This window comes from Streptomyces macrolidinus (assembly GCF_023887685.1).
GTDB lineage: Bacteria > Actinomycetota > Actinomycetes > Streptomycetales > Streptomycetaceae > Streptomyces > Streptomyces macrolidinus.
Window position 1 is genome coordinate 84,630 of the sequence record NZ_JAMWMR010000007.1, and the last position, 24,523, is coordinate 109,152.

Annotated in this window: 20 protein-coding genes and 1 riboswitch; of the genes, 17 read left to right on the plus strand and 3 right to left on the minus strand. The window is 69.9% G+C overall.

The window, feature by feature from the left end; all coding sequences use genetic code 11:
- The first annotated feature begins 12 nt into the window (after positions 1-12).
- Genes NGF19_RS10955 through nuoN form a run of 13 tightly spaced genes read left to right on the plus strand, consistent with a single transcriptional unit; the run spans position 13 to position 15,710 of the window.
- A complete protein-coding gene (locus NGF19_RS10955; RefSeq protein WP_252424457.1) occupies positions 13-567 on the plus strand; it encodes a NuoB/complex I 20 kDa subunit family protein in 555 nt (184 codons plus the stop codon).
- Positions 564-1,355, plus strand: a complete 792-nt coding sequence (locus NGF19_RS10960) for an NADH-quinone oxidoreductase subunit C (protein ID WP_252424459.1) — start codon at positions 564-566, stop codon at positions 1,353-1,355. Before NGF19_RS10955 ends, NGF19_RS10960 begins: the two co-directional genes overlap by 4 nt.
- On the plus strand, positions 1,352-2,683 hold the full coding sequence (locus NGF19_RS10965; protein WP_252424461.1) for an NADH-quinone oxidoreductase subunit D: 1,332 nt from the start codon (positions 1,352-1,354) through the stop codon (positions 2,681-2,683). The genes NGF19_RS10960 and NGF19_RS10965 overlap by 4 nt, the downstream gene beginning before the upstream one ends.
- Entirely contained in the window at positions 2,680-3,570 is an 891-nt protein-coding gene (gene nuoE / locus NGF19_RS10970) for an NADH-quinone oxidoreductase subunit NuoE (RefSeq protein WP_252424463.1), read from the plus strand. The genes NGF19_RS10965 and nuoE overlap by 4 nt, the downstream gene beginning before the upstream one ends.
- Positions 3,570-4,949: an NADH-quinone oxidoreductase subunit NuoF gene (gene nuoF, locus NGF19_RS10975; protein WP_252424465.1), complete on the plus strand. Its 1,380-nt coding sequence runs from the start codon at positions 3,570-3,572 to the stop codon at positions 4,947-4,949. The genes nuoE and nuoF overlap by 1 nt, the downstream gene beginning before the upstream one ends.
- Entirely contained in the window at positions 4,946-7,450 is a 2,505-nt protein-coding gene (locus tag NGF19_RS10980; protein WP_252424467.1) for an NADH-quinone oxidoreductase subunit G, read from the plus strand. The genes nuoF and NGF19_RS10980 overlap by 4 nt, the downstream gene beginning before the upstream one ends.
- Complete coding sequence (gene nuoH, locus NGF19_RS10985) at positions 7,447-8,814, plus strand: NADH-quinone oxidoreductase subunit NuoH (RefSeq protein WP_252424468.1); 1,368 nt, start codon at positions 7,447-7,449, stop codon at positions 8,812-8,814. Before NGF19_RS10980 ends, nuoH begins: the two co-directional genes overlap by 4 nt.
- Before the next feature lie 7 nt (positions 8,815-8,821).
- On the plus strand, positions 8,822-9,445 hold the full coding sequence (nuoI, locus tag NGF19_RS10990) for an NADH-quinone oxidoreductase subunit NuoI (RefSeq protein WP_252424723.1): 624 nt from the start codon (positions 8,822-8,824) through the stop codon (positions 9,443-9,445).
- Complete coding sequence (locus NGF19_RS10995) at positions 9,442-10,281, plus strand: NADH-quinone oxidoreductase subunit J (RefSeq protein WP_252424470.1); 840 nt, start codon at positions 9,442-9,444, stop codon at positions 10,279-10,281. Before nuoI ends, NGF19_RS10995 begins: the two co-directional genes overlap by 4 nt.
- The gene (nuoK, locus tag NGF19_RS11000; RefSeq protein ID WP_252424471.1) at positions 10,278-10,577 is read left to right on the plus strand and encodes an NADH-quinone oxidoreductase subunit NuoK; all 300 of its coding nucleotides are present in this window, start codon (positions 10,278-10,280) and stop codon (positions 10,575-10,577) included. The genes NGF19_RS10995 and nuoK overlap by 4 nt, the downstream gene beginning before the upstream one ends.
- A 14-nt stretch (positions 10,578-10,591) precedes the next feature.
- Positions 10,592-12,487 carry an NADH-quinone oxidoreductase subunit L gene (gene nuoL / locus NGF19_RS11005; RefSeq protein WP_252424473.1) on the plus strand — a complete coding sequence of 632 codons (1,896 nt, stop codon included), beginning with the start codon at positions 10,592-10,594 and terminating at the stop codon, positions 12,485-12,487.
- 5 nt (positions 12,488-12,492) lie between these two features.
- A complete protein-coding gene (locus tag NGF19_RS11010; protein ID WP_252424475.1) occupies positions 12,493-14,064 on the plus strand; it encodes an NADH-quinone oxidoreductase subunit M in 1,572 nt (523 codons plus the stop codon).
- The gene (gene nuoN, locus NGF19_RS11015) at positions 14,061-15,710 is read left to right on the plus strand and encodes an NADH-quinone oxidoreductase subunit NuoN (RefSeq protein ID WP_252424477.1); all 1,650 of its coding nucleotides are present in this window, start codon (positions 14,061-14,063) and stop codon (positions 15,708-15,710) included. The genes NGF19_RS11010 and nuoN overlap by 4 nt, the downstream gene beginning before the upstream one ends.
- Positions 15,711-15,783: 73 nt before the next feature.
- Here nuoN and NGF19_RS11020 read toward each other — a convergent pair whose 3' ends face one another.
- Positions 15,784-16,383 carry a Uma2 family endonuclease gene (locus tag NGF19_RS11020; RefSeq protein ID WP_252424479.1) on the minus strand — a complete coding sequence of 200 codons (600 nt, stop codon included), beginning with the start codon at positions 16,381-16,383 and terminating at the stop codon, positions 15,784-15,786.
- A 185-nt stretch (positions 16,384-16,568) separates the two neighbouring features.
- Between NGF19_RS11020 and recQ the strand changes: the two genes are divergently transcribed.
- On the plus strand, positions 16,569-18,563 hold the full coding sequence (gene recQ, locus NGF19_RS11025; RefSeq protein ID WP_252424481.1) for a DNA helicase RecQ: 1,995 nt from the start codon (positions 16,569-16,571) through the stop codon (positions 18,561-18,563).
- Positions 18,564-18,750: 187 nt separating this feature from the next.
- Here recQ and fahA read toward each other — a convergent pair whose 3' ends face one another.
- Positions 18,751-19,977, minus strand: coding sequence for a fumarylacetoacetase (gene fahA / locus NGF19_RS11030; RefSeq protein WP_252424483.1), 1,227 nt, complete (start codon positions 19,975-19,977; stop codon positions 18,751-18,753).
- A 272-nt stretch (positions 19,978-20,249) separates the two neighbouring features.
- Between fahA and NGF19_RS11035 the strand changes: the two genes are divergently transcribed.
- The 3 genes from NGF19_RS11035 to NGF19_RS11045 all read left to right on the plus strand — a co-directional run bounded on the left by NGF19_RS11035 (position 20,250) and on the right by NGF19_RS11045 (position 23,723).
- Positions 20,250-21,521 (plus strand): carboxylate--amine ligase, encoded by a 1,272-nt coding sequence (locus NGF19_RS11035; protein WP_252424485.1) that lies wholly within the window; start codon positions 20,250-20,252, stop codon positions 21,519-21,521.
- Positions 21,522-21,579: 58 nt separating this feature from the next.
- Complete coding sequence (locus NGF19_RS11040) at positions 21,580-22,782, plus strand: FAD-dependent oxidoreductase (RefSeq protein ID WP_252424487.1); 1,203 nt, start codon at positions 21,580-21,582, stop codon at positions 22,780-22,782.
- Positions 22,783-22,916: 134 nt separating this feature from the next.
- Positions 22,917-23,723, plus strand: a complete 807-nt coding sequence (locus NGF19_RS11045; RefSeq protein ID WP_252424489.1) for an HAD family hydrolase — start codon at positions 22,917-22,919, stop codon at positions 23,721-23,723.
- Between the two features lie 18 nt (positions 23,724-23,741).
- Here NGF19_RS11045 and NGF19_RS11050 read toward each other — a convergent pair whose 3' ends face one another.
- Positions 23,742-24,239, minus strand: coding sequence for a transglycosylase SLT domain-containing protein (locus NGF19_RS11050; protein WP_252424491.1), 498 nt, complete (start codon positions 24,237-24,239; stop codon positions 23,742-23,744).
- A gap of 4 nt (positions 24,240-24,243) precedes the next feature.
- Positions 24,244-24,411: riboswitch (cyclic di-AMP (ydaO/yuaA leader) on the minus strand.
- Positions 24,412-24,523 lie beyond the last annotated feature (112 nt).

The window sequence follows — 24,523 nt, forward strand, 5'->3', positions numbered from 1 at the left end:
GGGCTATACGTCATGGGACTCGAAGAAAAGCTGCCGAGCGGATTCCTTCTGACGACGGTGGAGCAGGCCGCGGGCTGGGTGCGCAAGTCGTCGGTGTTCCCGGCGACCTTCGGACTCGCCTGCTGCGCCATCGAGATGATGACCACCGGCGCCGGCCGCTACGACCTGGCGCGCTTCGGTATGGAGGTCTTCCGGGGATCGCCGCGCCAGGCGGACCTGATGATCGTCGCGGGCCGGGTCAGCCAGAAGATGGCGCCGGTCCTGCGGCAGGTCTATGACCAGATGCCCGCTCCCAAGTGGGTGATCTCCATGGGGGTCTGCGCCTCCTCGGGCGGCATGTTCAACAACTACGCGATCGTCCAGGGCGTCGACCACATCGTCCCCGTCGACATCTATCTGCCCGGCTGCCCGCCGCGCCCGGAGATGCTGATGGACGCGATCCTCAAGCTCCATCACAAGATCCAGAGCTCCAAGCTCGGAGTCAACGCCGAGGAAGCGGCCCGCGAGGCGGAGGAAGCGGCACTCAAGGCGCTCCCGACGATCGAGATGAAGGGGCTGCTGCGATGAGCGACCCGAAGAGCAACGGCGCGAACACACCGCGCAACGGCGCGAACGGGGCCGCCGCGAACGGCAACGGCGTCAATCCCGAGAAGGATCTCGGCACCGCCAACCTCCCCGGGATGCGCGGCGATCACGGCGAGGAGATCCGCGTCCAGCGCGGCATGTTCGGCGCCAACAACGGCGGGGACACCTCCGGTTACGGCGGCCTTGTCCGCCCCGTGCGGCTGCCGGGCGCGGCCACCCGCCCGTACGGCGGCTGGTTCGACGAGGTCGCCGACGAACTGGAGGGCGCGCTGGAGGAACAGGGCATCGTCCCCGGCAACGCGCTGGAGAAGACCGTCGTCGACCGCGGTGAGCTGACCTTCCACATCGAGCGCGAGTACCTCGTCGCCGTCGCCCAGATCCTGCGTGACGACCCGGCGCTCCGCTTCGAACTGTGTATGGGCGTGAGCGGAGTGCACTACCCCGGCGACAAGGGCCGGGAGTTGCACGCCGTCTACCATCTGCGGTCGATCACGCACAACCGGTTGATCCGGCTGGAGGTCAGCGCCCCCGACGCCGACCCGCACGTCCCCTCGCTCGTCGCCGTCTATCCCACCAACGACTGGCACGAGCGCGAGACCTACGACTTCTTCGGTCTGGTCTTCGACGGTCACCCGGCCCTGACGCGGATCATGATGCCCGACGACTGGCAGGGCCATCCGCAGCGCAAGGACTACCCCCTCGGCGGCATCCCCGTCGAGTACAAGGGCGCCCAGATCCCGGCTCCGGACCAGCGGAGGTCGTACTCATGAGCACACAGATCCCTGCCTCCGCGTCGTTGCGCGAGACCACCGAGGGCACCGTCTACACGGTCACCGGTGGTGACTGGGACGAGGTCGTCCAGTCCGCGGCCCGCGCCGACGACGAGCGCATCATCGTCAACATGGGTCCGCAGCACCCCTCCACGCACGGTGTGCTCCGGCTCATCCTGGAGATCGAGGGCGAGACCGTCACCGAGGCCCGCTGCGGCATCGGCTATCTCCACACCGGTATCGAGAAGAACCTCGAATACCGCACGTGGACGCAGGGCACGACGTTCGTGACGCGCATGGACTACCTCACGTCGTTCTTCAACGAGACGGCGTACTGCCTCGGCGTCGAGAAGCTGCTCGGCATCGAGGACCAGGTCCCGGACCGTGCCACGCTCATCCGCGTGCTCCTGATGGAGCTGAACCGGCTCTCCTCCCACCTGGTGTGCATCGCCACCGGAGGCATGGAGCTGGGCGCCACCACGATCATGATCTACGGCTTCCGCGACCGGGAGATGATCCTCGACCTCTACGAGCTGATCACCGGTCTGCGGATGAACCACGCCTTCATCCGCCCCGGCGGACTCGCCCAGGACCTGCCGCCCGGCGCGGTGGACCAGATCCGCGCGTTCGTCAGGAAGATGAAGAAGAACCTCCCGGAGTACGACAAGCTCGCCACCGGGAACCCGATCTTCAAGGGCCGTATGCAGGACATCGGCTATCTCGACCTGGCCGGTTGCATGGCCCTCGGCGCCACGGGCCCGATCCTGCGCGCGGCGGGCCTGCCGCACGACCTGCGCAAGACACAGCCCTACTGCGGTTACGAGACGTTCGACTTCGACATCCCGACCGCCGACACCTGCGACTCCTACGGCCGCTTCCTCATCCGCCTCGAGGAGATGCGCCAGTCGCTCAGGATCGTCGAGCAGTGCCTGGACCGGCTGCAGCCCGGCCCGGTCATGGTCGCCGACAAGAAGATCGCCTGGCCCGCCCAACTGGCCCTGGGCCCGGACGGACTCGGCAACTCGCTCGACCACATCAAGAAGATCATGGGCACCTCCATGGAGGCCCTGATCCACCACTTCAAGCTGGTGACCGAAGGGTTCCGCGTCCCGCCGGGACAAGCGTACGCGGCCGTCGAGTCACCCAAGGGCGAACTCGGCGCGCACGTCGTCTCCGACGGCGGCACCCGCCCCTACCGGGTCCACTTCCGCGACCCGTCCTTCACCAACCTTCAGGCCATGGCGGCGATGTGCGAAGGCGGCCAGGTCGCCGACGTGATCGTCGCCGTCGCGTCCATCGACCCCGTGATGGGAGGCGTCGACCGGTGACCACCAGTTCTTCGGAGCGCGGCGTCGGCCTGGGCATGCCCCAACTGCCCGCACCGGACTACCCGGACGACGTCCGAGCCCGCCTCGAAGCGGACGCGCGCGAGATCATCGGGCGCTACCCGGACTCGCGATCCGCTCTCCTGCCGATGCTGCACCTCGTGCAGTCGGAGGAAGGCCATGTCACCCGCACCGGGATGCGGTTCTGCGCGGACATGCTGGAGCTGACCACGGCCGAGGTCGCCGCGGTCGCCACCTTCTACACCATGTACCGCCGGAGGCCCTCCGGCGACTACCAGGTGGGCGTCTGCACCAACACGCTGTGCGCCGTGATGGGCGGCGACGCGATCTTCGCCGCCCTCCAGGAGCACCTGGGCGTCGGCAACGACGAGACCACCCCCGACGGCAAGGTCACCCTGGAGCACATCGAGTGCAACGCGGCCTGCGACTTCGCACCGGTCGTGATGGTCAACTGGGAGTTCTTCGACAACCAGACCCCGGAGAGCGCCAAGCGCCTGGTGGACGACCTGCGCGCGGGCCGCCGGGTCGACCCCACCCGCGGCGCCCCCTTGTGCACGTTCAAGGAGACGGCCCGGATGCTGGCCGGCTTCCCCGACGAACGGGACGGAGCCGTCGACGCGACCGGCGGGGCGGGACCGGCCTCGCTGGTCGGACTGCGGCTGGCCAAGGGGGACACCGCCGCCGCGCGCGTGGTGCACCCCCGCGACGGCGGGCCGCAGGATGAACCGCGGGACGCGGCGCCGCACGAGCCGTCACCGGCCGAGCACCTCAGCTCCCACGACGCGCCCCAGGAGACCTCGGCCTCCGACCCTGACCACCCGTCACCCGCTTCCGAGTCGGACGGGCCCGTCGACGAGGAGGGGCAGTGATGACCTTGGCACCCGAGAACGGCACCCCCCGCCCGAGCGGATTCGAGGGTGGCTCGGACAGCCCCGAGAAGCTGCTCGTACCCGTCCTGTCGGCCTTCTGGGACGAGGAGAAGTCCTGGACGCTGGACGTCTACCGGCGGCACGAGGGATACGAGGGGCTCCGCAAGGCGCTCGCCATGTCGCCGGACGACCTGATCGCGTACGTCAAGGACTCCGGGCTGCGCGGCCGTGGCGGCGCGGGGTTCCCCACCGGAATGAAGTGGCAGTTCATTCCCCAGGGGGACGGCAAGCCTCACTATCTTGTTGTCAACGCCGACGAGTCGGAGCCCGGAACGTGCAAGGACATTCCGCTCCTCTTCGCGAACCCGCACAGCCTCATCGAGGGCATCGTCATCGCGTGCTACGCCATCAGGTCGTCGCACGCCTTCATCTATCTGCGGGGTGAAGTCGTCCCCGTACTGCGGCGGTTGCACTCGGCCGTCCGCGAGGCCTACGCGGCGGGCTACCTCGGCAAGAACATCCTGGGCAGCGGACTCGATCTCGAACTCACCGTGCACGCGGGCGCGGGCGCGTACATCTGCGGTGAGGAGACCGCGCTGCTGGACTCCCTCGAAGGCCGCCGCGGCCAACCGCGGTTGCGTCCCCCCTTCCCTGCCGTCGCGGGCCTCTACGCGTGCCCCACTGTCGTGAACAACGTCGAGTCCATCGCTTCGGTTCCCGCGATCCTGAACCGGGGCAAGGAATGGTTCCGCTCGATGGGCAGCGAGAAGTCCCCGGGCTTCACGCTGTACTCGCTCAGCGGCCATGTCGCGAGCCCCGGACAGTACGAGGCCCCGCTCGGCATCACCCTGCGTCAACTGCTCGACATGAGCGGCGGGATGCGCCCCGGCCACCGGCTGAAGTTCTGGACGCCGGGCGGCTCCTCGACGCCGATGTTCACCGAGGAACACCTCGATGTCCCGCTGGACTACGAGGGCGTGGGCGCCGCCGGTTCCATGCTCGGCACCAAGGCCCTGCAGTGCTTCGACGAGACGACCTGCGTGGTCCGCGCCGTCACCCGCTGGACCGAGTTCTACGCCCATGAGTCCTGCGGCAAGTGCACACCCTGCCGCGAAGGGACGTACTGGCTCGTGCAGTTGCTGCGGGACATCGAGGCGGGCAAGGGCGCGATGGCCGACCTCGACAAGCTCGCCGACATCGCCGACAACATCAACGGCAAGTCCTTCTGCGCCCTCGGCGACGGCGCCGCCTCACCGATCTTCTCCTCCCTCAAGTACTTCCGCGCGGAGTACGAGGAGCACATCACGGGCCGGGGCTGCCCCTTCGACCCGGCCACATCCACGGCCTGGGCGGACAAGCCCGCGGAGGTGAACGCATGACCATGGCGACCAACGCTCCCGCCGGGGGCGGTCAGGCGGCCCTCCCGCCGGAGGACCTCATCACCCTGACGATCGACGGCATCGAGATCAGCGTGCCCAAGGGCACCCTGGTCATCCGCGCCGCCGAACAGCTCGGCATCGAGGTCCCCCGCTTCTGCGACCACCCCCTGCTCGACCCGGTCGGCGCCTGCCGCCAGTGCATCGTCGAGGTCGAGGGACAGCGCAAGCCCATGGCGTCCTGCACGATCACGTGCACGGACGGCATGGTGGTGCGCACCCAGCTCACCTCGCCCGTCGCCGAGAAGGCCCAGAAGGGTGTGATGGAGCTGCTGCTCATCAACCACCCGCTGGACTGCCCGGTCTGCGACAAGGGCGGCGAGTGCCCGCTGCAGAACCAGGCCATGTCGCACGGCCACGCCGAGTCCCGCTTCGAGGGCAGGAAGCGCACCTACGAGAAGCCCGTCGCGATCTCCACGCAGGTCCTGCTCGACCGCGAACGGTGCGTGCTGTGCGCCCGCTGCACCCGGTTCTCCAACCAGATCGCGGGCGACCCGATGATCGAACTGCTCGAACGGGGCGCGCTCCAGCAGGTCGGCACGGGCGAGGGCGACCCCTTCGAGTCGTACTTCTCCGGGAACACCATCCAGATCTGCCCGGTCGGCGCGCTCACCTCGGCGGCCTACCGCTTCCGCTCCCGCCCCTTCGACCTCGTCTCGTCGCCGTCCGTGTGCGAGCACTGCTCCGGCGGCTGCGCCACCCGCACCGACCACCGGCGCGGCAAGGTCATGCGGCGCCTGGCCGCCGACGACCCCGAGGTCAACGAGGAGTGGATCTGCGACAAGGGGCGGTTCGCCTTCCGCTACGCGCAGCTCAAGGACCGGCTCGACCGGCCGCTCGTGCGCCGCGAGTCCGGCGAACTGGAGCCCGCGTCCTGGCCGGAGGCGCTACAGATCGCGGCCGAGGGCCTGCTGGCCGCGCGCGGCCGGGCCGGGGTGCTGACCGGCGGCCGGCTCACCGTCGAGGACGCCTACGCGTACAGCAAGTTCGCGCGCGTGGCGCTCGACACCAACGACATCGACTTCCGCGCGCGTGTGCACAGCGGCGAGGAGGCTCACTTCCTGGCCGCCCGGGTCGCCGGACGCGGCCGTGACCTCGACGGGACGGGTGCCACGTACACCTCCCTGGAGAAGGCCCCCGCCGTCCTCCTCGTCGGCCTCGAGGCCGAGGAGGAGGCGCCCGGAGTCTTCCTGCGGCTGCGCAAGGCCTGGCGCCGCCACGGTCAGCGGGTGTTCTCGCTCGCCCCGTACGCCACCCGGGGCCTGACCAAGACGGGCGGCACGCTGCTGCCCGCCGCGCCCGGCACCGAGACCGAGTGGCTGGACGCACTGGCGGGCGGCACGGGCCTCGGCGAGGACGGCGCGCGGGCCGCCGAGGCGCTGCGCGCCGAGGGCGCGGTCATCGTCGTCGGGGAACGCCTCGCCGGTGTGGCGGGCGCGCTCACCGCCGCCGTACGCGCCGCGACGGCGACCGGCGCCGAACTCGTGTGGATCCCGCGCCGGGCCGGGGAGCGCGGCGCCCTGGAGGCGGGCGCGCTGCCCGCGCTGCTGCCCGGCGGGCGTCCGGTCACGCACCCGCGCGCGCGGGACGAGGTCGTCGCCGCCTGGGGCCTCGCCGCGCTCCCGCAGCACTACGGCCGCGACACGGCCGGGATCGTCGAGGCCGCGGCCGGTGGCGAACTGCGGGCCCTGGTGGTCGCCGGGGTGGACGTCGCCGACCTGCCCGACCCGGCACGCGCGCGTGCCGCGCTCTCCGCGGTGGACTTCCTGGTCTCGCTCGAACTGCGCCCCAGCGAGGTCACCGCGCACGCGGACGTGGTGCTGCCGGTCGCGGCGGTCGCCGAGAAGGCCGGCACCTTCCTCGACTGGGAGGGCAGGGCCCGCCCCTTCGAGGCCGCGCTCAAGCCCGACCAGATGACCCGCCCCCTGGCCCCCACCGACACACGCGTGCTGCACATGCTCGCCGACGCGATGGACTGCCACCTGGGGCTGCCCGATCTGCACACCGCGCGTACGGAGCTGGACCGGCTCGGCGCCTGGGACGGACCGCGGGCCGACGACCCGCGCGAGACCTCCGGTCCGCTGCCGCGCCCGCTCGCCGGGGAGGCCGTGCTCGCCGGGCACCGGCTGCTGCTCGACCAGGGCCGCCTCCAGGAGGGCGATGACGCGCTCGCCGGTACCCGGCACGCCGCGCACGCGCGCGTGTCGGCCGCCACCGCCGCCGAGGTCGGCGTCAAGGACGGCGACCCGCTGACCGTGACCGGCCCGCGCGGAACCGTCGAACTTCCGCTGCTGATCACCGAGATGCCCGACCGCGTGGTCTGGCTCCCGATGAACTCCACCGGTGGCGGCGTCACCTCCGACACGGGTGCGCTGCCCGGGGGCCTCGTCCGTATCGGTCCGTCCGTGTCCGCCGCCGAAGCCACCGAGGAGGCGAAGGCATGAGCCCGTACCTCGCCGCTGAAGACCTCTCCATGTTCGGCCACGATCCGTGGTGGCTGATCCTGCTCAAGGCGGTCTTCTGCTTCGCCTTCCTGATGGTGACCGTGCTGTTCTCCATCGTCTGGGAACGCAAGGTCGTCGCCTGGATGCAGTTGCGCGTCGGCCCCAACCGGCACGGCCCCTGGGGCATGCTCCAGTCGCTCGCCGACGGCGTGAAGCTGATGCTCAAGGAAGACATCATCGTCAAGCGCGCCGACAAGGCCGTCTACGTCCTCGCGCCGATCGTCGCGGCCATCCCGGCCTTCATGGCGATCGCGGTGATCCCCTTCGGGCCCGCGGGCAACGAGATCTCGATCTTCGGCCACCGTACGACGATGCAGCTCACCGACCTGCCCATCGCCCTGCTCTACATCCTCGCGGTCGCCTCGGTCGGCATCTACGGGATCGTCCTCGCGGGCTGGAGCTCCGGATCCACCTATCCGCTCCTCGGCGGTCTGCGCTCCTGCGCGCAGATGATCTCGTACGAGATCGCCATGGGTGCCGCCTTCGCCTCGGTGTTCCTCTACTCGGGGTCGATGTCGACGTCGACGATCGTCGAGCAGCAGAACGACCGCTGGTACATCCTGCTGCTGCCGGTCTCCTTCCTGATCTACATCGTGACGATGGTCGGCGAGACCAACCGCGCCCCCTTCGACATGCCGGAGTCCGAGGGCGACCTGGTCGGCGGCTTCAACACCGAGTACTCCTCGATCAAGTTCGCGCTGTTCATGCTCGCCGAGTACGTGAACATGGTGACGGTCTCGGCCGTGTCGACCACGCTCTTCCTGGGCGGCTGGCGGGCCCCGTGGCCGATCAGCACCTTCTGGGAGGGCGCGAACCACGGCTGGTGGCCGATGCTCTGGTTCGTCATCAAGGTCCAGTTGCTGCTGTTCTTCTTCATCTGGCTGCGCGGCACGCTCCCGCGGGTCCGCTACGACCAGTTGATGAAGCTCGGCTGGAAGGTCCTCATCCCGGTCTCCGTGGTCTGGCTGATGCTCGTCGCGTCCGTGCGGGCGCTGCGCAACGAGAACTACGGCTTCAGCGACGTGCTCATGTACGTCGGCGGCGGTGTCCTCGCGGTGCTGCTGCTGTCGTTGGTCATCGACATGTTCCGCGGAGCGAAGGCCAAGGAGGCCGCGCGGCCCACCGAGGAGCCCGCCGCCTTCGACCCGATGGCGGGCGGCTTCCCCGTACCTCCCCTGCCCGGACAGGCGCTTCCGCCGGTCCCGCGGCGCCGCTCGCGACGGGAGCGGGAGCTGATTGTCAGTGGTGGGTCGGACACTGTCAGTGACGGAACGTCGGAGGGAAAGGAGGCGTCCGATGGCTGAGAGTCCGATGGCCGAGGAGCCCAAGGAGACCAAGCCCGGTTTCCAGAACCCCGTGGCCGGCTTCGGCGTGACCTTCAGGGCCATGTTCAAGAAGCGGCTCACCGAGCAGTACCCCGAACAGAAGAAGACCACGGCGCCGCGGTTCCACGGCCGGCACCAGCTCAACCGTCATCCGGACGGCCTGGAGAAGTGCGTCGGCTGCGAGCTGTGCGCCTGGGCCTGCCCCGCCGACGCGATCTACGTGGAGGGCGCGGACAACACGGACGAGGAGCGCTACTCCCCGGGCGAGCGGTACGGCCGCGTCTACCAGATCAACTACGCGCGCTGCATCCTGTGCGGCCTGTGCATCGAGGCGTGCCCCACCCGCGCGCTGACGATGACGAACGAGTTCGAGCTGGCCGACTCCAGCCGCGCCAACCTCATCTACACCAAGGAGCAGTTGCTCGCCGGACTCGAGGAGGGCATGGTCGACACCCCCCATGCCCTCTACCCCGGGGCGGACGAACAGGACTACTACCGGGGCCTGGTGACCGAGGCCGCGCCCGGTACGGAGCGTCAGGTCGCCGTCTCCAAGGGAGAGCGGCCGGCGGGCGCGTCGAGCGCGGCCGAAGGACAGGGGGCCGACACGTGACCACACAGCTCGCCGCCTACGCCACCTCCACCGGTGAGGCCTTCCAGTTCTGGGTCCTCGCCACGGTGGCGGTGATCGGCGCCCTGTGCACCGTCTTCATGAAGAAGACCGTGCACAGCGCGCTCTGCCTGGCCGGGACCATGATCGTCCTGGCGGTGTTCTACCTCGCCAACGGCGCCTACTTCCTCGGCATCGTGCAGATCGTCGTCTACACCGGCGCGATCATGATGCTGTTCCTGTTCGTGGTGATGCTGGTCGGCGTCACCGCGGCCGACTCCCTGCGCGAGACCATCAAGGGCCAGCGCTGGTTGGCCCTGCTGTGCGGAGTCGGCTTCGGCGTCCTGCTGTTCGCGGGGATCGCCAACGCGTCCCTGAAGGACTTCGCCGGTCTCGGCACGGCGAACGCCCACGGCAATGTGCAGGGCCTGGCCGCCCTCATCTTCACCAAGTACGTGTTCGCCTTCGAACTCACCGGCGCGCTGCTCATCACGGCCGCGGTCGGCGCCATGGTGCTCACCCACCGCGAGCGCACCGAGCGCGCCCGGACCCAGCGCGAGCTGGCCGAACAGCGCGTACGGGAAGGCGCGCAGGTACCGCCGCTGCCCGCGCCCGGTGTCTACGCCCGGCACAACGCGGTGGACATCGCGGGCCTCCTCCCCGACGGCACGCCGTCCGAGCTGACCGTCAACAGGACGCTGCGGGACCGCGGTCAGATCCGCGACGTCTCCGACCAGGCCCTGAGCGATCTCAAGGCCCTGGAACAGCACGCCGCCGAGCGCCTGGAGCGGGCGAAGCCCGAGCCGACGCGCAAGCGGACCGAGGAGGCGTCGAAGTGAACCCGGTCAACTACCTCTATCTCTCCGCCCTGTTGTTCACGATCGGCGCGACCGGCGTGCTGATCCGGCGGAACGCGATCGTGCTGTTCATGTGCATCGAGCTGATGCTCAACGCCTGCAATCTCGCGTTCGTCACCTTCTCCCGGATGCACGGCAGTCTCGACGGCCAGATCATCGCCTTCTTCACGATGGTCGTCGCCGCCGCGGAGGTCGTGGTCGGGCTCGCGATCATCGTGTCGCTGTTCCGTACCCGCCACTCGGCCTCGGTCGACGACGCCAGCCTGATGAAGCTGTGAGGGGTCGCTGAATCGTGGAGAACCTGATTGCGCTGCTCATCGCGGCGCCCCTGCTCGGAGCGGCCGTCCTGCTGTGCGGCGGCCGACGGCTGGACGCGGTCGGCCACTGGCTCGGCACGTTCCTGGCCGGTGCCTCCTTCGTCCTCGGCGCCGTCCTCTTCACCGACATGCTGGGCAAGGCCGCCGACGCCCGCACGGTGACCCAGCATCTGTTCAGCTGGATTCCGGTGGCCGGCTTCCAGGCCGATGTCACCTTCCGGCTCGACCAGTTGTCGATGACGTTCGTCCTGCTGATCACCGGCGTCGGCTCGCTCATCCATCTGTACTCGATCGGGTACATGGAGCACGACGAGCGCCGCCGCCGCTTCTTCGGCTATCTGAACCTGTTCCTCGCGGCGATGCTGCTGCTCGTCCTCGCCGACAACTACCTCCTGCTGTACGTCGGTTGGGAAGGCGTCGGGCTCGCCTCGTATCTGCTGATCGGCTTCTGGCAGCACAAGCCCAGCGCGGCCACCGCCGCGAAGAAGGCGTTCCTCGTCAACCGCGTCGGCGACATGGGCCTGTCCATCGCGATCATGCTGATGTTCACGACGTTCGGGACCTTCGCCTTCGGCCCGGTCCTCGACAGCGCCGACAAGGTGGGCGAGGGCAGACTCACCGCCATCGGCCTGATGCTGCTGCTCGCCGCGTGCGGCAAGTCCGCCCAGGTGCCGCTGCAGTCCTGGCTCGGGGACGCCATGGAGGGCCCGACCCCGGTCTCGGCCCTCATCCACGCCGCGACCATGGTGACCGCGGGCGTGTATCTGATCGTGCGCTCCGGCGCGATCTTCAACGCGGCGCCCGACGCGCAGTTGGTGGTCACCGTGGTCGGCGCGGTCACGCTCCTGTTCGGTGCGATCGTCGGTTGCGCGAAGGATGACATCAAGAAGGCGCTGGCCGGTTCGACCATGTCGCAGATCGGCTACATGGTGCTCGCCGCGGGCCTCGGCCCCATCGGCTACGTCTTCGCGATCATGCACCTGGTGACGCACGGCTTCTTCAAGGCCGGGCTGTTCCTCGGCGCCGGTTCCGTCATGCACGGTATGAACGACGAGGTCGACATGCGCCGATACGGCGGCCTGCGGACGTACATGCCGGTCACCTTCGTGACCTTCGGCCTCGGCTATCTCGCCATCGTCGGCTTCCCGGGCCTGTCCGGCTTCTTCTCCAAGGACAAGATCATCGAGGCGGCGTTCGCCAAGGGCGGCACCGAGGGCTGGATCCTCGGCGGCGCGGCCCTGCTGGGCGCGGCCATCACGGCGTACTACATGACGCGCGTGATGATCATGACGTTCTTCGGTGAGAAGCGCTGGCAGCCGGACGAGCAGGGCAACGAGCCCCACCCGCACGAGTCGCCCGGGGTCATGACGATCCCGATGATCGTGCTCGCCGTCGGGTCGGTGTTCGCGGGCGGGTTCTTCTCGCTCGGCGACCGCTTCCTGCACTGGCTGGAGCCGGTCACCGGCCATGCGGAGGGCAATTCGCCGGTCAGCGCCATGACGGTCACGGCCGCCACGCTGGTGCTGCTCGTCGTGGGTGCCGGTATCGCCTACGTCCAGTACGGCCGCCGTCCCGTCCCGGCCGTGGCCCCACGCGGCTCGCTGCTCACCCGGGTCGCCCGCCGTGACCTTCTCCAGGACGACTTCAACCATGTCGTCCTCGTCCGCGGTGGAGAGCACCTCACGCGTTCCCTGGTGTATGTCGACCACACCCTGGTCGACGGTGTCGTCAACGGCACGGCGGCCTCCGTCGGCGGCCTGTCCGGACGGCTCCGCCGACTCCAGAACGGCTTCGCGCGGTCGTACGCGGTCTCGATGTTCGGCGGCGCGGCGGTGCTCGTCGCCCTGACCCTGCTGATGAGGGCGGTCTGATAGCGATGTCCTTTCCTCTGCTGACAGCGACGGCGGTGCTCCCGGCGGTGGGGGCGGTCGCCACGGCCGCCGTACCGGCCGCCCGGCGCACCACCGCCAAGTGGCTGGCGCTGCTCTTCTCGCTCGCCACCCTCGTCCTTGCGGCGGTGATCGCGGTCCGCTTCGAGCCGGGCGGCGCCCGCTACCAACTCGCCGAGTCCCATGCCTGGATCAAGGACTTCGGGGTGCGGTACGAGCTGGGGGTGGACGGCATCGGCGTGGCGCTCGTCGCCCTGACCGCGCTGCTGATCCCGTTCGTGATCCTGGCGGGCTGGCACGACGCCGACCCCCTGGAGACCGGGAGCAGGCGCTGGCGGCCGACCCAGGGCTTCTTCGCCCTGATCCTGGCCGTCGAGGCGATGGTGATCCTCTCCTTCGAGGCCACCGACGTCTTCCTCTTCTACATCTTCTTCGAAGCCATGCTCATCCCGATGTACTTCCTCATCGGAGGCTTCGGGGACCGCGCCCACGAGCACGGCGAGCAGGCCGCGGCGACGCAACGGTCGTACGCGGCCGTGAAGTTCCTCCTCTACAACCTGGCCGGTGGTCTGATCATGCTGGCCGCGGTGATCGGCCTGTACACACAGGCGGGGAACTTCTCGCTGCCGGAGATCGCGCAGGCGCGGGCGAACGGCTCGCTGCACCTGGCGACCAGCACCGAACGCTGGCTGTTCCTCGGCTTCTTCTTCGCCTTCGCGGTGAAGGCCCCCCTGTGGCCGCTGCACACGTGGCTGCCCAACGCCATGGGTGAGGCCACCGCCCCGGTCGCCGTGCTGATCACGGCGGTCGTCGACAAGGTGGGCACGTTCGCGATGCTCCGCTTCTGCCTCCAGCTCTTCCCGGAGGCGAGCAAGTGGGCGACGCCCGCCATCCTCGTCCTGGCGCTCATCAGCATCCTCTACGGGGCGCTGCTCGCGGTCGGCCAGCGGGACATCAAGCGGCTGGTGGCGTACGCGTCGATCTCGCACTTCGGCTTCATCATCCTGGGCATCTTCGCGATGACCAGCCAGGGCCAGTCCGGCGCGACGCTCTACATGGTCAACCACGGGATCTCGACCGCCGCCCTGATGCTGGTGGCGGGCTTCCTGATCTCGCGCCGCGGTTCGCGGCTGATCGCGGACTACGGCGGCGTGCAGAAGGTCGCGCCGGTCCTGGCCGGGACGTTCCTGGTTGGCGGCCTGGCCACGCTGTCGCTGCCCGGACTGGCGCCGTTCGTCAGTGAGTTCCTCGTCCTGGTCGGCACGTTCACGCGGCATCCGGCGATCGGCATCATCGCCACCTTCGGCATCGTGCTGGCCGCGCTCTACGTTCTCGTCCTCTACCAGCGGACGATGACGGGCCCGGTGAAGGCGGAGGTCGCCAAGATGCCGGACCTGCGCGTGCGCGAACTCGTGGTGGTCGCCCCGCTGATCGCGTTGCTGATCTTCCTCGGCGTCTATCCGAAGCCGGTCACCGACATCGTCAACCCGGCGGTGCGGCAGACCATGTCCGACGTACACCAGACCGATCCTCAGCCCGAGGTGGAGGCGGCCAAGTGAGCACAGTAGCCGTCCACAGCCTGTGGACAACCGCGGTCGACCCGATCTCGAAGTTCCAGGCCCCGAAGATCGAATACGCCCAATTGTCGCCGACGCTGATCGTCATCGGTGCCGCGCTCGTCGGGGTGCTGATCGAGGCGTTCGTGCCCCGCAAGTCCCGTTACCACGCTCAGGTGTTCGTCTCCGTCGTCGCGCTCGCCGCCGCGTTCGCCGCGGTGGTGGCGCTGGCGTCGGGCGGGTACGGCACCACGAAGGCGCACATCGCCGCGATGGGCGCGCTCGCGGTCGACGGACCGGCCCTGTTCCTCCAGGGGACGATCCTGCTGGCCGGACTGTTCGGCGTGTTCACCTTCGCCGAGCGGCGCCTCGACCCGGCGGCGCACGGCAACCGGGTCGACTCGTTCGCGGCGCAGGCCGCGTCCGTGCCCGGCAGCGACAGCGAGAAGGCCGCCGTGAAGGCCGGGTTCACGACGACGGAGGCGTTCCCGCTGCTGCTGTTCGCGGTCGGCGGCATGCTCGTCTTTCCCTCGGCCAACGACCTGCTGACCCTCTTCGTGGCCCTGGAGGTCTTCTCGCTGCCGCTGTACCTGCTGTGCGCCCTGGCGCGCCGCAAGCGGCTCATGTCGCAGGAGGCCGCGGTCAAGTACTTCCTGCTCGGCGCGTTCGCCTCCGCGTTCACGCTGTTCGGCATCGCGCTGCTGTACGGGTACGCGGGTTCGGTGTCGTACGCGACCATCGCCCAGGTCGTCGACGGCACGGTGACGAACGTCGACCCGGCCCTCGCCAACACCATGGGCAACGACGTGCTGCTGCTCATCGGCGCCGCGATGATCGTGATGGGGCTGCTGTTCAAGGTGGGCGCGGTGCCGTTCCACATGTGGACGCCGGACGTGTACCAGGGCGCGCCGACCCCGGTGACCGGCTTCATGGCGGCGGCGACCAAGGTGGCGGCGTTCGGCGCGCTGCTGCGGCTGCTGTACGTGGTCCTGCCGGGCCTGCGCTGGGACTGGCGGCCGGTGATGTGGGCCGTCGCGATCGTCACGATGCTGGGCGGCGCGATCGTCGCGATCACGCAGACCGACATCAAGCGCCTGCTGGCGTACTCGTCGATCGCGCACGCCGGATTCATCCTCGCGGGTGTCATCGCGACCACCCGCAGCGGTGTGTCCTCGGTCCTCTTCTATCTGGCCGCGTACTCGTTCGTGACGATCGGCGCCTTCGCCGTCGTGACCCTGGTCCGTGACGCGGGCGGCGAGGCGACCCATCTGTCCAAGTGGGCCGGGCTCGGACGCAGGTCCCCGCTGGTGGCGGCCGTGTTCGCGGTGTTCCTGCTGGCCTTCGCGGGCATCCCGCTGACGTCCGGCTTCGCCGGGAAGTTCGCGGTGTTCAAGGCGGCGGCCGAGGGCGGGGCGATCCCGCTGGTCGTGATCGGTGTGATCTCGTCGGCGGTCGCCGCGTTCTTCTACATCCGCGTGATCGTCCTGATGTTCTTCAGCGAACCGAACCCCGAGGGCCCGACGGTGGCGGTCCCCTCCCCGCTGACCCTGACGGCGATCGGAGCGGGCGTGGCGGTCACCCTGGTCCTGGGCGTGGCCCCGCAGTACTTCCTGAACCTGGCGAGCCAGGCAAGCGTCTTCGTGCGCTGACCCCGGCTCCCACAGACAACGGCCTGGCACCCGCTCGGGGGGTGCCGGGCCGTCGTGCTCGTACGGAAGCGGGTCACTGCTTCGGCGCACGGCGCGCCTTGATCCGGGTGAGGTCCAGGTCGACCGCGAACGGAACATCCACCTTCATCCGTTCACGGAAGATCCCCACGCTGACGTAGGCGCCGGTGGTGGGCTCCAACTCGAAGGCGTGCACGGCGGCGCGGCCGTCCTCGTTCTCGACCCGCCAGTAGTGGGGGATCTTCGCCCTGGCGTACTTGAGGGGCTTGGTCTCCCGGTCGCGGGAGACGGAGTCCTCCGAGACGACCTCGATGGCCAGGACGACGGCTTCGGCCGGGAACCGGGTCTGCGTCGGGTCCTCCACGACCTCGCCGTGCACCACGACCACGTCCGGCTCGGGCCTGTTCTGGCGGTCGATGTCGATGGTGAACCGGCCGAGGACCTCAAGATCCGCGGGAGCCAGGGATCGGACCTGCCGTGCGAAGAAGCTCACAGCGCATGTGTGAAAGAGGGTCTGCGGACAGGCGAAGACCAGGCTCCCGTCGATCAGTTCCGTGTGCGGCGGCAGATTCGGAAGTCGGTCCAGGTCGTCTGCGGTCCAGCCGCCCTCCGGCGGGACCGGCCAGGTGGGCGTGGATGCCTTCGGGGTTCCCATGGGCGGAGTCTGAACAGTGCATTCGGACCGGCGACCGGAAACGGACGGGGCTCCCACCCACGGGTGAACGAGTGTCGTGCCCTTGACCAGGCAGAGGCGGCCGGTCTGTGGATAACTCCGGAGCTGTCGGCGCGGGCGCCTATCGTGGACGCAGTGGTCGAGGGACGACGTGCGGGGGACAGGCGATGGACGGGACGAGTGTGATGACCGAGGCGGGTGTGATGCCGGAGGCGTACGGCGGGAGCGAGGCGCTGGCCACGCTGCACCGGGTCTTCGGGTACGAGGCCTTCCGCGGTGAGCAGGAAGCGATCATCGAGCATGTCGTGGCCGGTGGTGACGCCGTCGTCCTCATGCCGACCGGTGGCGGCAAGTCCCTCTGCTATCAGATCCCGGCCCTGGTCAGGCCCGGTACGGGCGTGGTGGTCTCCCCGCTGATCGCCCTGATGCAGGACCAGGTGGACGCGCTGCGGGCGCTCGGTGTGCGCGCCGGGTTCGTGAACTCCACGCAGGACTTCGACGAGCGGCGCGTGGTCGAGGCGGAGTTCCTGGCCGGCGAGCTGGACCTGCTCTATCTGGCCCCCGAGCGGCTGCGCCTGGAGTCCACCCTCGACCTGCTCTCGCGCGGCAAGATCTCCCTCTTCGCGATCGACGAGGCGCACTGCGTCTCGCAGTGGGGCCACGACTTCCGCCCCGACTACCTGGCACTGTCCCTGCTGGGCGAGCGCTGGCCGGACGTCCCCCGGATCGCGCTCACGGCCACCGCGACGCACGCGACGCATCAGGAGATCACGCAGCGGCTGAACATCCCGGCCGCCCGCCACTTCGTCGCGAGCTTCGACCGGCCCAACATCCAGTACCGGATCGTGCCGAAGGCCGACCCCAAGAAGCAGCTCTTGTCGTTCCTGCGCGAGGAGCACGCGGGCGACGCGGGCATCGTGTACTGCCTCTCGCGGAACTCGGTGGAGAAGACCGCGGAGTTCCTCACCCGCAACGGCGTCGAGGCCGTGCCGTACCACGCGGGCCTGGACGCGGGCACGCGCGCGGCGCACCAGTCCCGCTTCCTCCGCGAGGACGGCCTGGTCGTGGTCGCGACCATCGCGTTCGGCATGGGCATCGACAAGCCGGACGTACGGTTCGTCGCCCACCTCGACCTGCCGAAGTCCGTCGAGGGCTACTACCAGGAGACGGGCCGCGCGGGCCGCGACGGACTGCCGTCCACGGCCTGGATGGCGTACGGGCTCAACGACGTCATACAGCAGCGCAAGCTGATCCAGTCCGGGGAGGGCGACGAGGCGTTCCGCCGCAGGTCGCAGGGGCATCTGGACGCGATGCTGGCGCTGTGCGAGACGGTCCACTGCCGCCGCGGCCAGTTGCTCGCCTACTTCGGCCAGGACGCCGAGGCGGGAGCCTGCGGCAACTGCGACACCTGCCTGGTCCCGCCCGACACCTGGGACGGCACGATCGCGGCGCAGAAGGTGCTGTCCACGGTGTGGCGGCTCGACCGGGAGCGGCGGCAGAAGTTCGGTGCCGTGCAGATCGTCGACATCCTGCTGGGCCGGCGCACGGCCAAGGTCATCCAGTTCGACCACGACCAGCTCTCCGTGTTCGGTATCGGCGAGGAGCTGACCGAGGGCGAATGGCGGGGCGTCGTCCGGCAGTTGCTCGCTCAGGGGCTGCTCGCCGTCGAGGGCGAGTACGGGACGCTGGTGCTGACGGAGGCGAGCGGGGAGGTGCTGGGGCGCAAGCGCGAGGTGCCGTTGCGCAAGGAGCCGAAGAAGCCGGCCGCGTCCCGGTCGTCGTCGGGAACCGCGCGGTCGGACCGCAAGCCGAGGACGGCCGCCGCCGAACTGCCCCCGGAGCTGGCCCCCGCCTTCGAGGCCCTGCGTGCCTGGCGCGCCGAACAGGCCCGTGAGCAGGGCGTGCCCGCCTACGTCATCTTCCACGACGCCACGCTCCGGGAGATCGCCACGGTGTGGCCGTCGACGGTGGCGGAGCTGGGCGGAGTCAGCGGCGTGGGCGAGAAGAAGCTGGCGACGTACGGGGAGGGCGTACTCGGGGTACTGAAGTCACTGAGCGGCACCCCCGACACGGCCACCCCGACGACCCCGGACGACTGGCCGCAGGAGGAGCCGGAGCCGGAAGACCACGAGGGGCCGGAGGACTGGGCGGCAGGGATATAGCCGCGAGGGACGGTGTGTCCCGCGCCGAGGTGCCGGGGGCCTCTGCCGGATGGCCACGCGGTGGCAGTGCTGCCACCGCGTGCCGCGGGTGCGTGGCCGTCCCGCCCGTCGTCAGGCCCGCACCGGCCCCGCCGCCCCGCCGCCCCGCCGCCCCGTCGTCAGGTGACCGGTCCACCCGCCCGGTGGCTCACGCGAACGTGTCCGTGGCCGGAATCACCCGGCCCGTCACCTCGCCGAGGCCCACTCGGGTTCCGGCCGGGCCCGGGGCCCAGGCGGTCAGGGTGACCACGTCGCCGTCCTCGAGGAACGTGCGCTTGCCGTCGGGGAGTTCGAGTGGTTCCCGGCCGTTCCACGTCAGTTCGAGGAGCGAGCCGCGCTCGTTCTCCGCCGAGCCGCTCACGGTGCCCGAGCCGTACAGATCGCCGGTCCGCAGCGACGCCCCGTTCACCGTCATGTGCGCCAACTGCTGTGCGGCCGTCCAGTACATCGTCGAGAAGGGAGGTTCGGAGACCACATGGCCGTTGATCGCGACGGAGATACGCAGGTCGTAGCCCGCCGGTTCCTCCTGCGTGTCGTCCAGGTACGGCAGCAGTGGGTGCGTGCGCTCCGGCGGTGCCACCCGCGCTTCCTCCAGCGCGTCCAGCGGGGTGATCCACGCCGAGACCGAGGTGGCGAAGGACTTGCCGAGGAACGGCCCGAGCGGCACGTACTCCCAGGCCTGGACGTCCCGCGCCGACCAATCGTTGAGCAGGCACAGCCCGAACACATGGTCCCGGAACGCGGACAGCCCGACCGGGCGCCCCAGTTGGGAGGGGACCCCCACTACGAACCCGACCTCCGCCTCGATGTCCAGGCGGACGGACGGACCGAAGACCGGCGCCGGGTCCGTGGGCGCCTTGCGCTGCCCGTGCGGACGTACGACGTCCGTGCCCGAGACCACGACCGTCCCCGACCGGCCGTGGTAACCGATCGGCAGATGCTTCCAGTTGGGGGTCAGCGAGTCCGCGGCGTCGGGGCGGAAGATCTGCCCGACATTGCGGGCGTGGTTCTCGGAGGCATAGAAGTCGACGTAGTCCGCGACCTCGAAGGGCAGATGCAGGGTCACCTCGGAGAGCGGGCGCAGCAGGGGCTCGACGGTCTCGCGATGCGCGGGCACCGTCACCCAGGCCGTCAGCGCACGGCGCACATCCGACCAGGCGGTGCGCCCCGCGGCCAGCAGCGGGCCGAGCGACGGCTGTGCCAGCAGGGAGACATAGGGAGAACCGAGCGCCTTCGCCGCGGCGCCCGCGTCGAGTACGTGATCGCCCAGCCGGACGCCCACGGTCCGCTGGTCGGAGCCGGTCGGTGAGAACACGCCGTAGGGGAGGTTGTGCGGGCCGAAGGGGTCACCCTCGGGGACATCGAAGGGGGGCATGGGATCCTGCCTCGCTTTCGTGCAACGCCAGGTGTGCCGTGCATGGGCTGCGTTCCATGTGGTCGACCCACACGTTACGGGTGAGTTGCTTGTCTTGGGCAGTGTCTAAAGGGTTCGCAATGTCCGGATAGGCCTTGTCGGAGCGTTCAATTCCGGCTTAGCGTCCCTTGGGGGACATGGACGGGATGAGGCCGGTCCTAGGGCCTGTCTGACAATTCCCGTCTGCCGCGGGAATTGTCAGACAGGCCCTAGGGGGACACGTGGGGGGACCCGTGGCCAGGAGTACAGGTACCGGCGGTGCGCCGCCCGGCGTGGACCGCGAAGTGCCGGGGCTCATCGTGAAGTTCGGCGACTACCCGCTGCACCACGGCGGCGTGGGTGCCATCCGCAGCCTGGGCAGGCTCGGCATACCGATGTACGCGATCACGGAGGACCGCTACACCCCGGCCGCCCTCTCCCGCTATCTGCGCCGCGCCTTCGTCTGGCCGACCACCGGGACGGAGGCTCCGGAGCGGCTCGTGGAGGGCCTGTTGCGCATCGGGCGCCGTATCGGCCGTCCGACCGTCCTGGTCCCCACCGACGAGGAGGCCGCGGTCCTGATCGCCGAGCATCAGGACGCGTTGGCAGGACCCTTCCTGTTCCCGAAGGTGGACGCGGGGCTGCCGCGCCGCCTGGCCAGCAAGCAGGGCCTGCACGACCTGTGCGGGGAACACGGCATCCCGAGCCCGGCGGCGGCCTTCCCGCAGTCGTACGACGACATCGTGCGCTTCGCCGAGAAGGCCCGCTTCCCGGTGGTGGCGAAGAACCGCGAGGCCTTCGTGCGCCGTGAGCGGCCCGCCGTGAACGGCACCACGAAGATCACCACACCCGAGGGGCTCCTCGCGCTCGCCAGGCACTGGGGCGAGCGACCGGGCGTGATCCTCCAGGAGTATCTGCCCCGGGAGGAGGCCGAGGACTGGATCGTGCACGCGTACTTCGACCAGGACTCGACCCCGCTCGCCCTGTTCACCGGCGTCAAGGTCCGCTCCTGGCCGCCGCACGCGGGCATGACGGCGCACGCGTACGTCGTCGACAACCCGGAACTCGCGGACCTCGCCGCCCGTTTCATCAAACAGATCGGCTTCACCGGCATCATCGACCTCGACCTGCGCTTCGACCGGCGCGACGGTCGGTACAAGCTGCTCGACTTCAACCCGCGCATGGGCGCCCAGTTCCGTCTCTTCGAGAACGAGGCGGGGGTGGACGTCGTCCGCGCTCTCCATCTCGATCTGACCGGCCGCCCGGTCCCGGACGGCGAACAGCGGGCCGGCCATCGGTATGTCGTGGAGAACATCGACCTGCCCGCACTGATCGCCTACCGCCGCAGCGGCTATACGACGCCGCACGCCCCGGCGCGCGCGAGCGGGACGGAGCTGGCCTGGTTCGCGGGTGACGACCTGCGGCCGTTCTTCACGATGCTCGCCCGGTTCGTCCGGCCGGGCTCCAAGCACCTGTACCGGCTCTGGCGGACCAACCGCCGTGGCCGTGGGGCGGGTTCGGGCTGACCGCCCGGCCCGGTCTCCACCACGAAGCAGGCATGTGTGCGTCCTGGGGAGGGACTTCGTGATCCAACCGGTAGCAGTCATCGGCGCCGGGCCGTTCGGCCTGTCCACCGCCGCCCATCTGCGGGCGCGCGGCATCCCGGTGCGCGTCTTCGGCGAGCCCATGGTGAGCTGGCGCGACCATATGCCCGAGGGCATGCTCCTCAAGTCGACCCCGGTCGCCTCGAACATCGACGCCCCCCGGCGGGGCCACACCCTGGTCGACTACTGCGACGCGGCGGGCATCCACCGACTGGTGACCGACGAGGACATCATCCCGGTCGAGACGTTCCAGGCCTACGGCGAGTGGTTCCAGCAGCAGCAGGTGCCCGAACTGGAGCGGACCCGGGTCGTCTCGGTGGATCGGCGCACGGGCGGTGACTTCGAACTGAAGCTGGACTCGGGGGAGTTGTTCACCGCGCGGGCGGTGGTGGTGGCGACCGGACTGTCCGGGCTCGCCCACGTCCCGCGCGAGCTGGCGGGGGCGGCGGCGGACGGCCCCGCCCCGACGGCCCCGCTCTCCCACAGCTCCCAGCACCACGAGCTGACCCGGTTCTGCGGCAAGGACCTGCTGGTCGTCGGCGCGGGCCAGTCCGCTCTGGAGACGGCGGCGCTGGCGGCCGAGGCGGGCGCGCGGGTCCGCGTGGTCGCGCGCGGCCGGGGCCAGGTCTCCTTCGGCGCCCCGCCCTGGCGCCAGCCCAAGCTGCGGCCCGAGTCGCCGTTCGGCCGCGCCTGGTCGCTGTGGGCCCTCAGCTACTACCCGCACCCGTACCGCTATCTGCCCGCCCAGGCGCGCCACTACCTGGTCCGCCGTGTCCTCGGCCCGCTCGGCGCGTGGTGGCTGCGTGACCGCTTCGAGGGCGCGGTGCGGGTGCGCGAGGTCTCCCGCATCGTCGGCGCGTCCGCGACCGACGTCGGCGCGGCGCTGACGGTACGGACGCACGCGGGCCGTACGGAGGAGCTGACCGCGGACCATGTGATCGCGGCGACCGGCTACCGCGTGGACATCGCCGCGATGGACTTCCTGGGCCATGAGCTGCGTACGGAACTGGCGGTGAGCCGGGGCGCGCCGAAGCTCGGCGCGGGCTATGTGTCGTCCGTCCCCGGCCTCTACTTCACGGGACTTCCGGCGGCGGCCTCGTACGGCCCGGTGATGCGCTTCGTGTGCGGTACGGAGTTCGCCTCGCCGCGGCTGGCCAAGCATCTGGCGGCGGCGCACGGCTGAGGCCAACGACTCGGTACGGGACGGGACTTGCCGAACCCCCTACCGTAGCGTGTCGATCACGACGTGTACGGGAGAACGGGACCTCGTCCGGTTCGCGCCGAGTCGCCCGGCGGTTCCGTCCGTATTCTCTGATCATGGCCGCACCCCTCGCATACGCCCTTATCGCCACAGACCTGGACGGCACGCTGTTGCGGGGTGACGACACGCTCTCCGACCGGTCGAAGGCGGTGCTGGAGCGGGCTACGGCGGCCGGCGCACAGCATCTCGTGGTGACGGGGCGCCCGGCACCGAGGACGCGGCCCCTGCTGGACGATCTCGGCAGCAGGGGGCTCGCGGTGTGCGGACAGGGCGCGCAGGTGTACGACGCGGGCGCGGACAGGCTGCTGTTCTCCGTCACCCTGGACCGGGAGCTGGCCGAGACCGCGCTCGGCAAGATCGAGGCCGAGGTCGGGCAGGTGTACGCGGCTGTCGACCAGGACGGGGTGGACGGGCTCACGCTCATCGAGCCCGGCTATCTGATGCCGCACCCCACGCTGCCCGCGGTACGGGTCGAGCGGCGCGACGATCTGTGGTGCGAGCCGATCAGCAAGGTGCTGCTGCGCCATCACGCCCTGTCGGACGACGAGTTGGCGGCGGTGGCCCGTGAGGCGGTCGGCTCGCTCGCGACGGTCACCATGTCGGGGCCCGGCACGGTCGAGCTTCAGCCGCTCGGTGTCACCAAGGCGACCGGGCTCGCGTTGGCGGCCGAGTATCTGGGCCTAGCGCGGACGTCGACCATCGCCTTCGGCGACATGCCCAATGACATCCCCATGTTCCGCTGGGCGGCGCACGGCGTCGCCATGGCCAACGCCCATCCGGAACTCAAGGCGGTCGCGGACGAGGTCACCACGTCGAACGAGGACGACGGCATCGCCGTCGTCCTCGAAAGACTCTTCTCGTGAGGCCCGCCAGGACTGGCCTCAGTAGGCGCTGTTGACGTTGTCGATCGAGCCGTACCGCGCGGCGGCGTAGTTGCACGCGGCGGTGATGTTCGCGACCGGGTCGTACGGGTCGAACGCGGTGCCCGGCACGTGGTACGTGCGGAAGGTCGGGTCGATGACCTGGAGGAGGCCCTTGGACGGGATGCCCGCGCGGGCGTTGGAGTCCCAGAGGTTGATGGCCTTCGGGTTGCCCGAGGACTCACGCATCACGTTGCGGTAGATGCCGTCGTACGAGCCCGGGATGTTGTGCTGGGACATGATCGACAGCGACTGGCGTATCCAGCTGTCGAGGGTCGTGCCCTGGGTCTTCAGGGTCACGGTCTGGGCGGGCTCGGGAGCGGCGAAAGCGCTGGTGGCGCCCACGACGGGGAGGGCGAGAGCGGCGGCGCCGGCTCCCATGAGACCGAGAGTGCGGGTGAGACGGGAGGCCTTGGAGCCACGGTCCCGACGGCGTGCGGGCAGGGCGAAAGCGGGCATGTCGTATTCCTCTCCTACGCCTGCGAGGTGAGCTGTCGGGTTCGGGCGGGGAGGTGCCCGGCCGTGTCCTCGAAACGAGGCACGGCTTCACCCCGAGCCGGTCCGGCGCGATGTCCGGTTCGGCGACTTACCTGGGTCCCCCGCTCCTGCCTGCATGGGGTCGATGGGATCTCGGGCGGTGGCAGGATTCGGCGTCCGCTCGAGTGAAGGGAACGTATGCGGAAGCGCATGTCCGAAACAAGGCCGAACGTCATGATCAGGTCTAAATGACCTTGACATGGGGG

Coding starts and splice junctions, on each gene's coding strand:
- nuoF (WP_252424465.1), top strand. CDS start 3,570: ATGACCTTGGCACCCGAGAACGGCACCCCCCGCCCGAGCGGATTCGAG.
- recQ (WP_252424481.1), top strand. CDS start 16,569: ATGGACGGGACGAGTGTGATGACCGAGGCGGGTGTGATGCCGGAGGCG.
- NGF19_RS10955 (WP_252424457.1), top strand. CDS start 13: ATGGGACTCGAAGAAAAGCTGCCGAGCGGATTCCTTCTGACGACGGTG.
- NGF19_RS10960 (WP_252424459.1), top strand. CDS start 564: ATGAGCGACCCGAAGAGCAACGGCGCGAACACACCGCGCAACGGCGCG.
- nuoH (WP_252424468.1), top strand. CDS start 7,447: ATGAGCCCGTACCTCGCCGCTGAAGACCTCTCCATGTTCGGCCACGAT.
- NGF19_RS11050 (WP_252424491.1), bottom strand. CDS start 24,239: ATGCCCGCTTTCGCCCTGCCCGCACGCCGTCGGGACCGTGGCTCCAAG.
- NGF19_RS11010 (WP_252424475.1), top strand. CDS start 12,493: ATGTCCTTTCCTCTGCTGACAGCGACGGCGGTGCTCCCGGCGGTGGGG.
- NGF19_RS11045 (WP_252424489.1), top strand. CDS start 22,917: ATGGCCGCACCCCTCGCATACGCCCTTATCGCCACAGACCTGGACGGC.
- NGF19_RS10980 (WP_252424467.1), top strand. CDS start 4,946: ATGACCATGGCGACCAACGCTCCCGCCGGGGGCGGTCAGGCGGCCCTC.
- nuoI (WP_252424723.1), top strand. CDS start 8,822: ATGGCCGAGGAGCCCAAGGAGACCAAGCCCGGTTTCCAGAACCCCGTG.
- fahA (WP_252424483.1), bottom strand. CDS start 19,977: ATGCCCCCCTTCGATGTCCCCGAGGGTGACCCCTTCGGCCCGCACAAC.
- NGF19_RS10965 (WP_252424461.1), top strand. CDS start 1,352: ATGAGCACACAGATCCCTGCCTCCGCGTCGTTGCGCGAGACCACCGAG.
- NGF19_RS11020 (WP_252424479.1), bottom strand. CDS start 16,383: ATGGGAACCCCGAAGGCATCCACGCCCACCTGGCCGGTCCCGCCGGAG.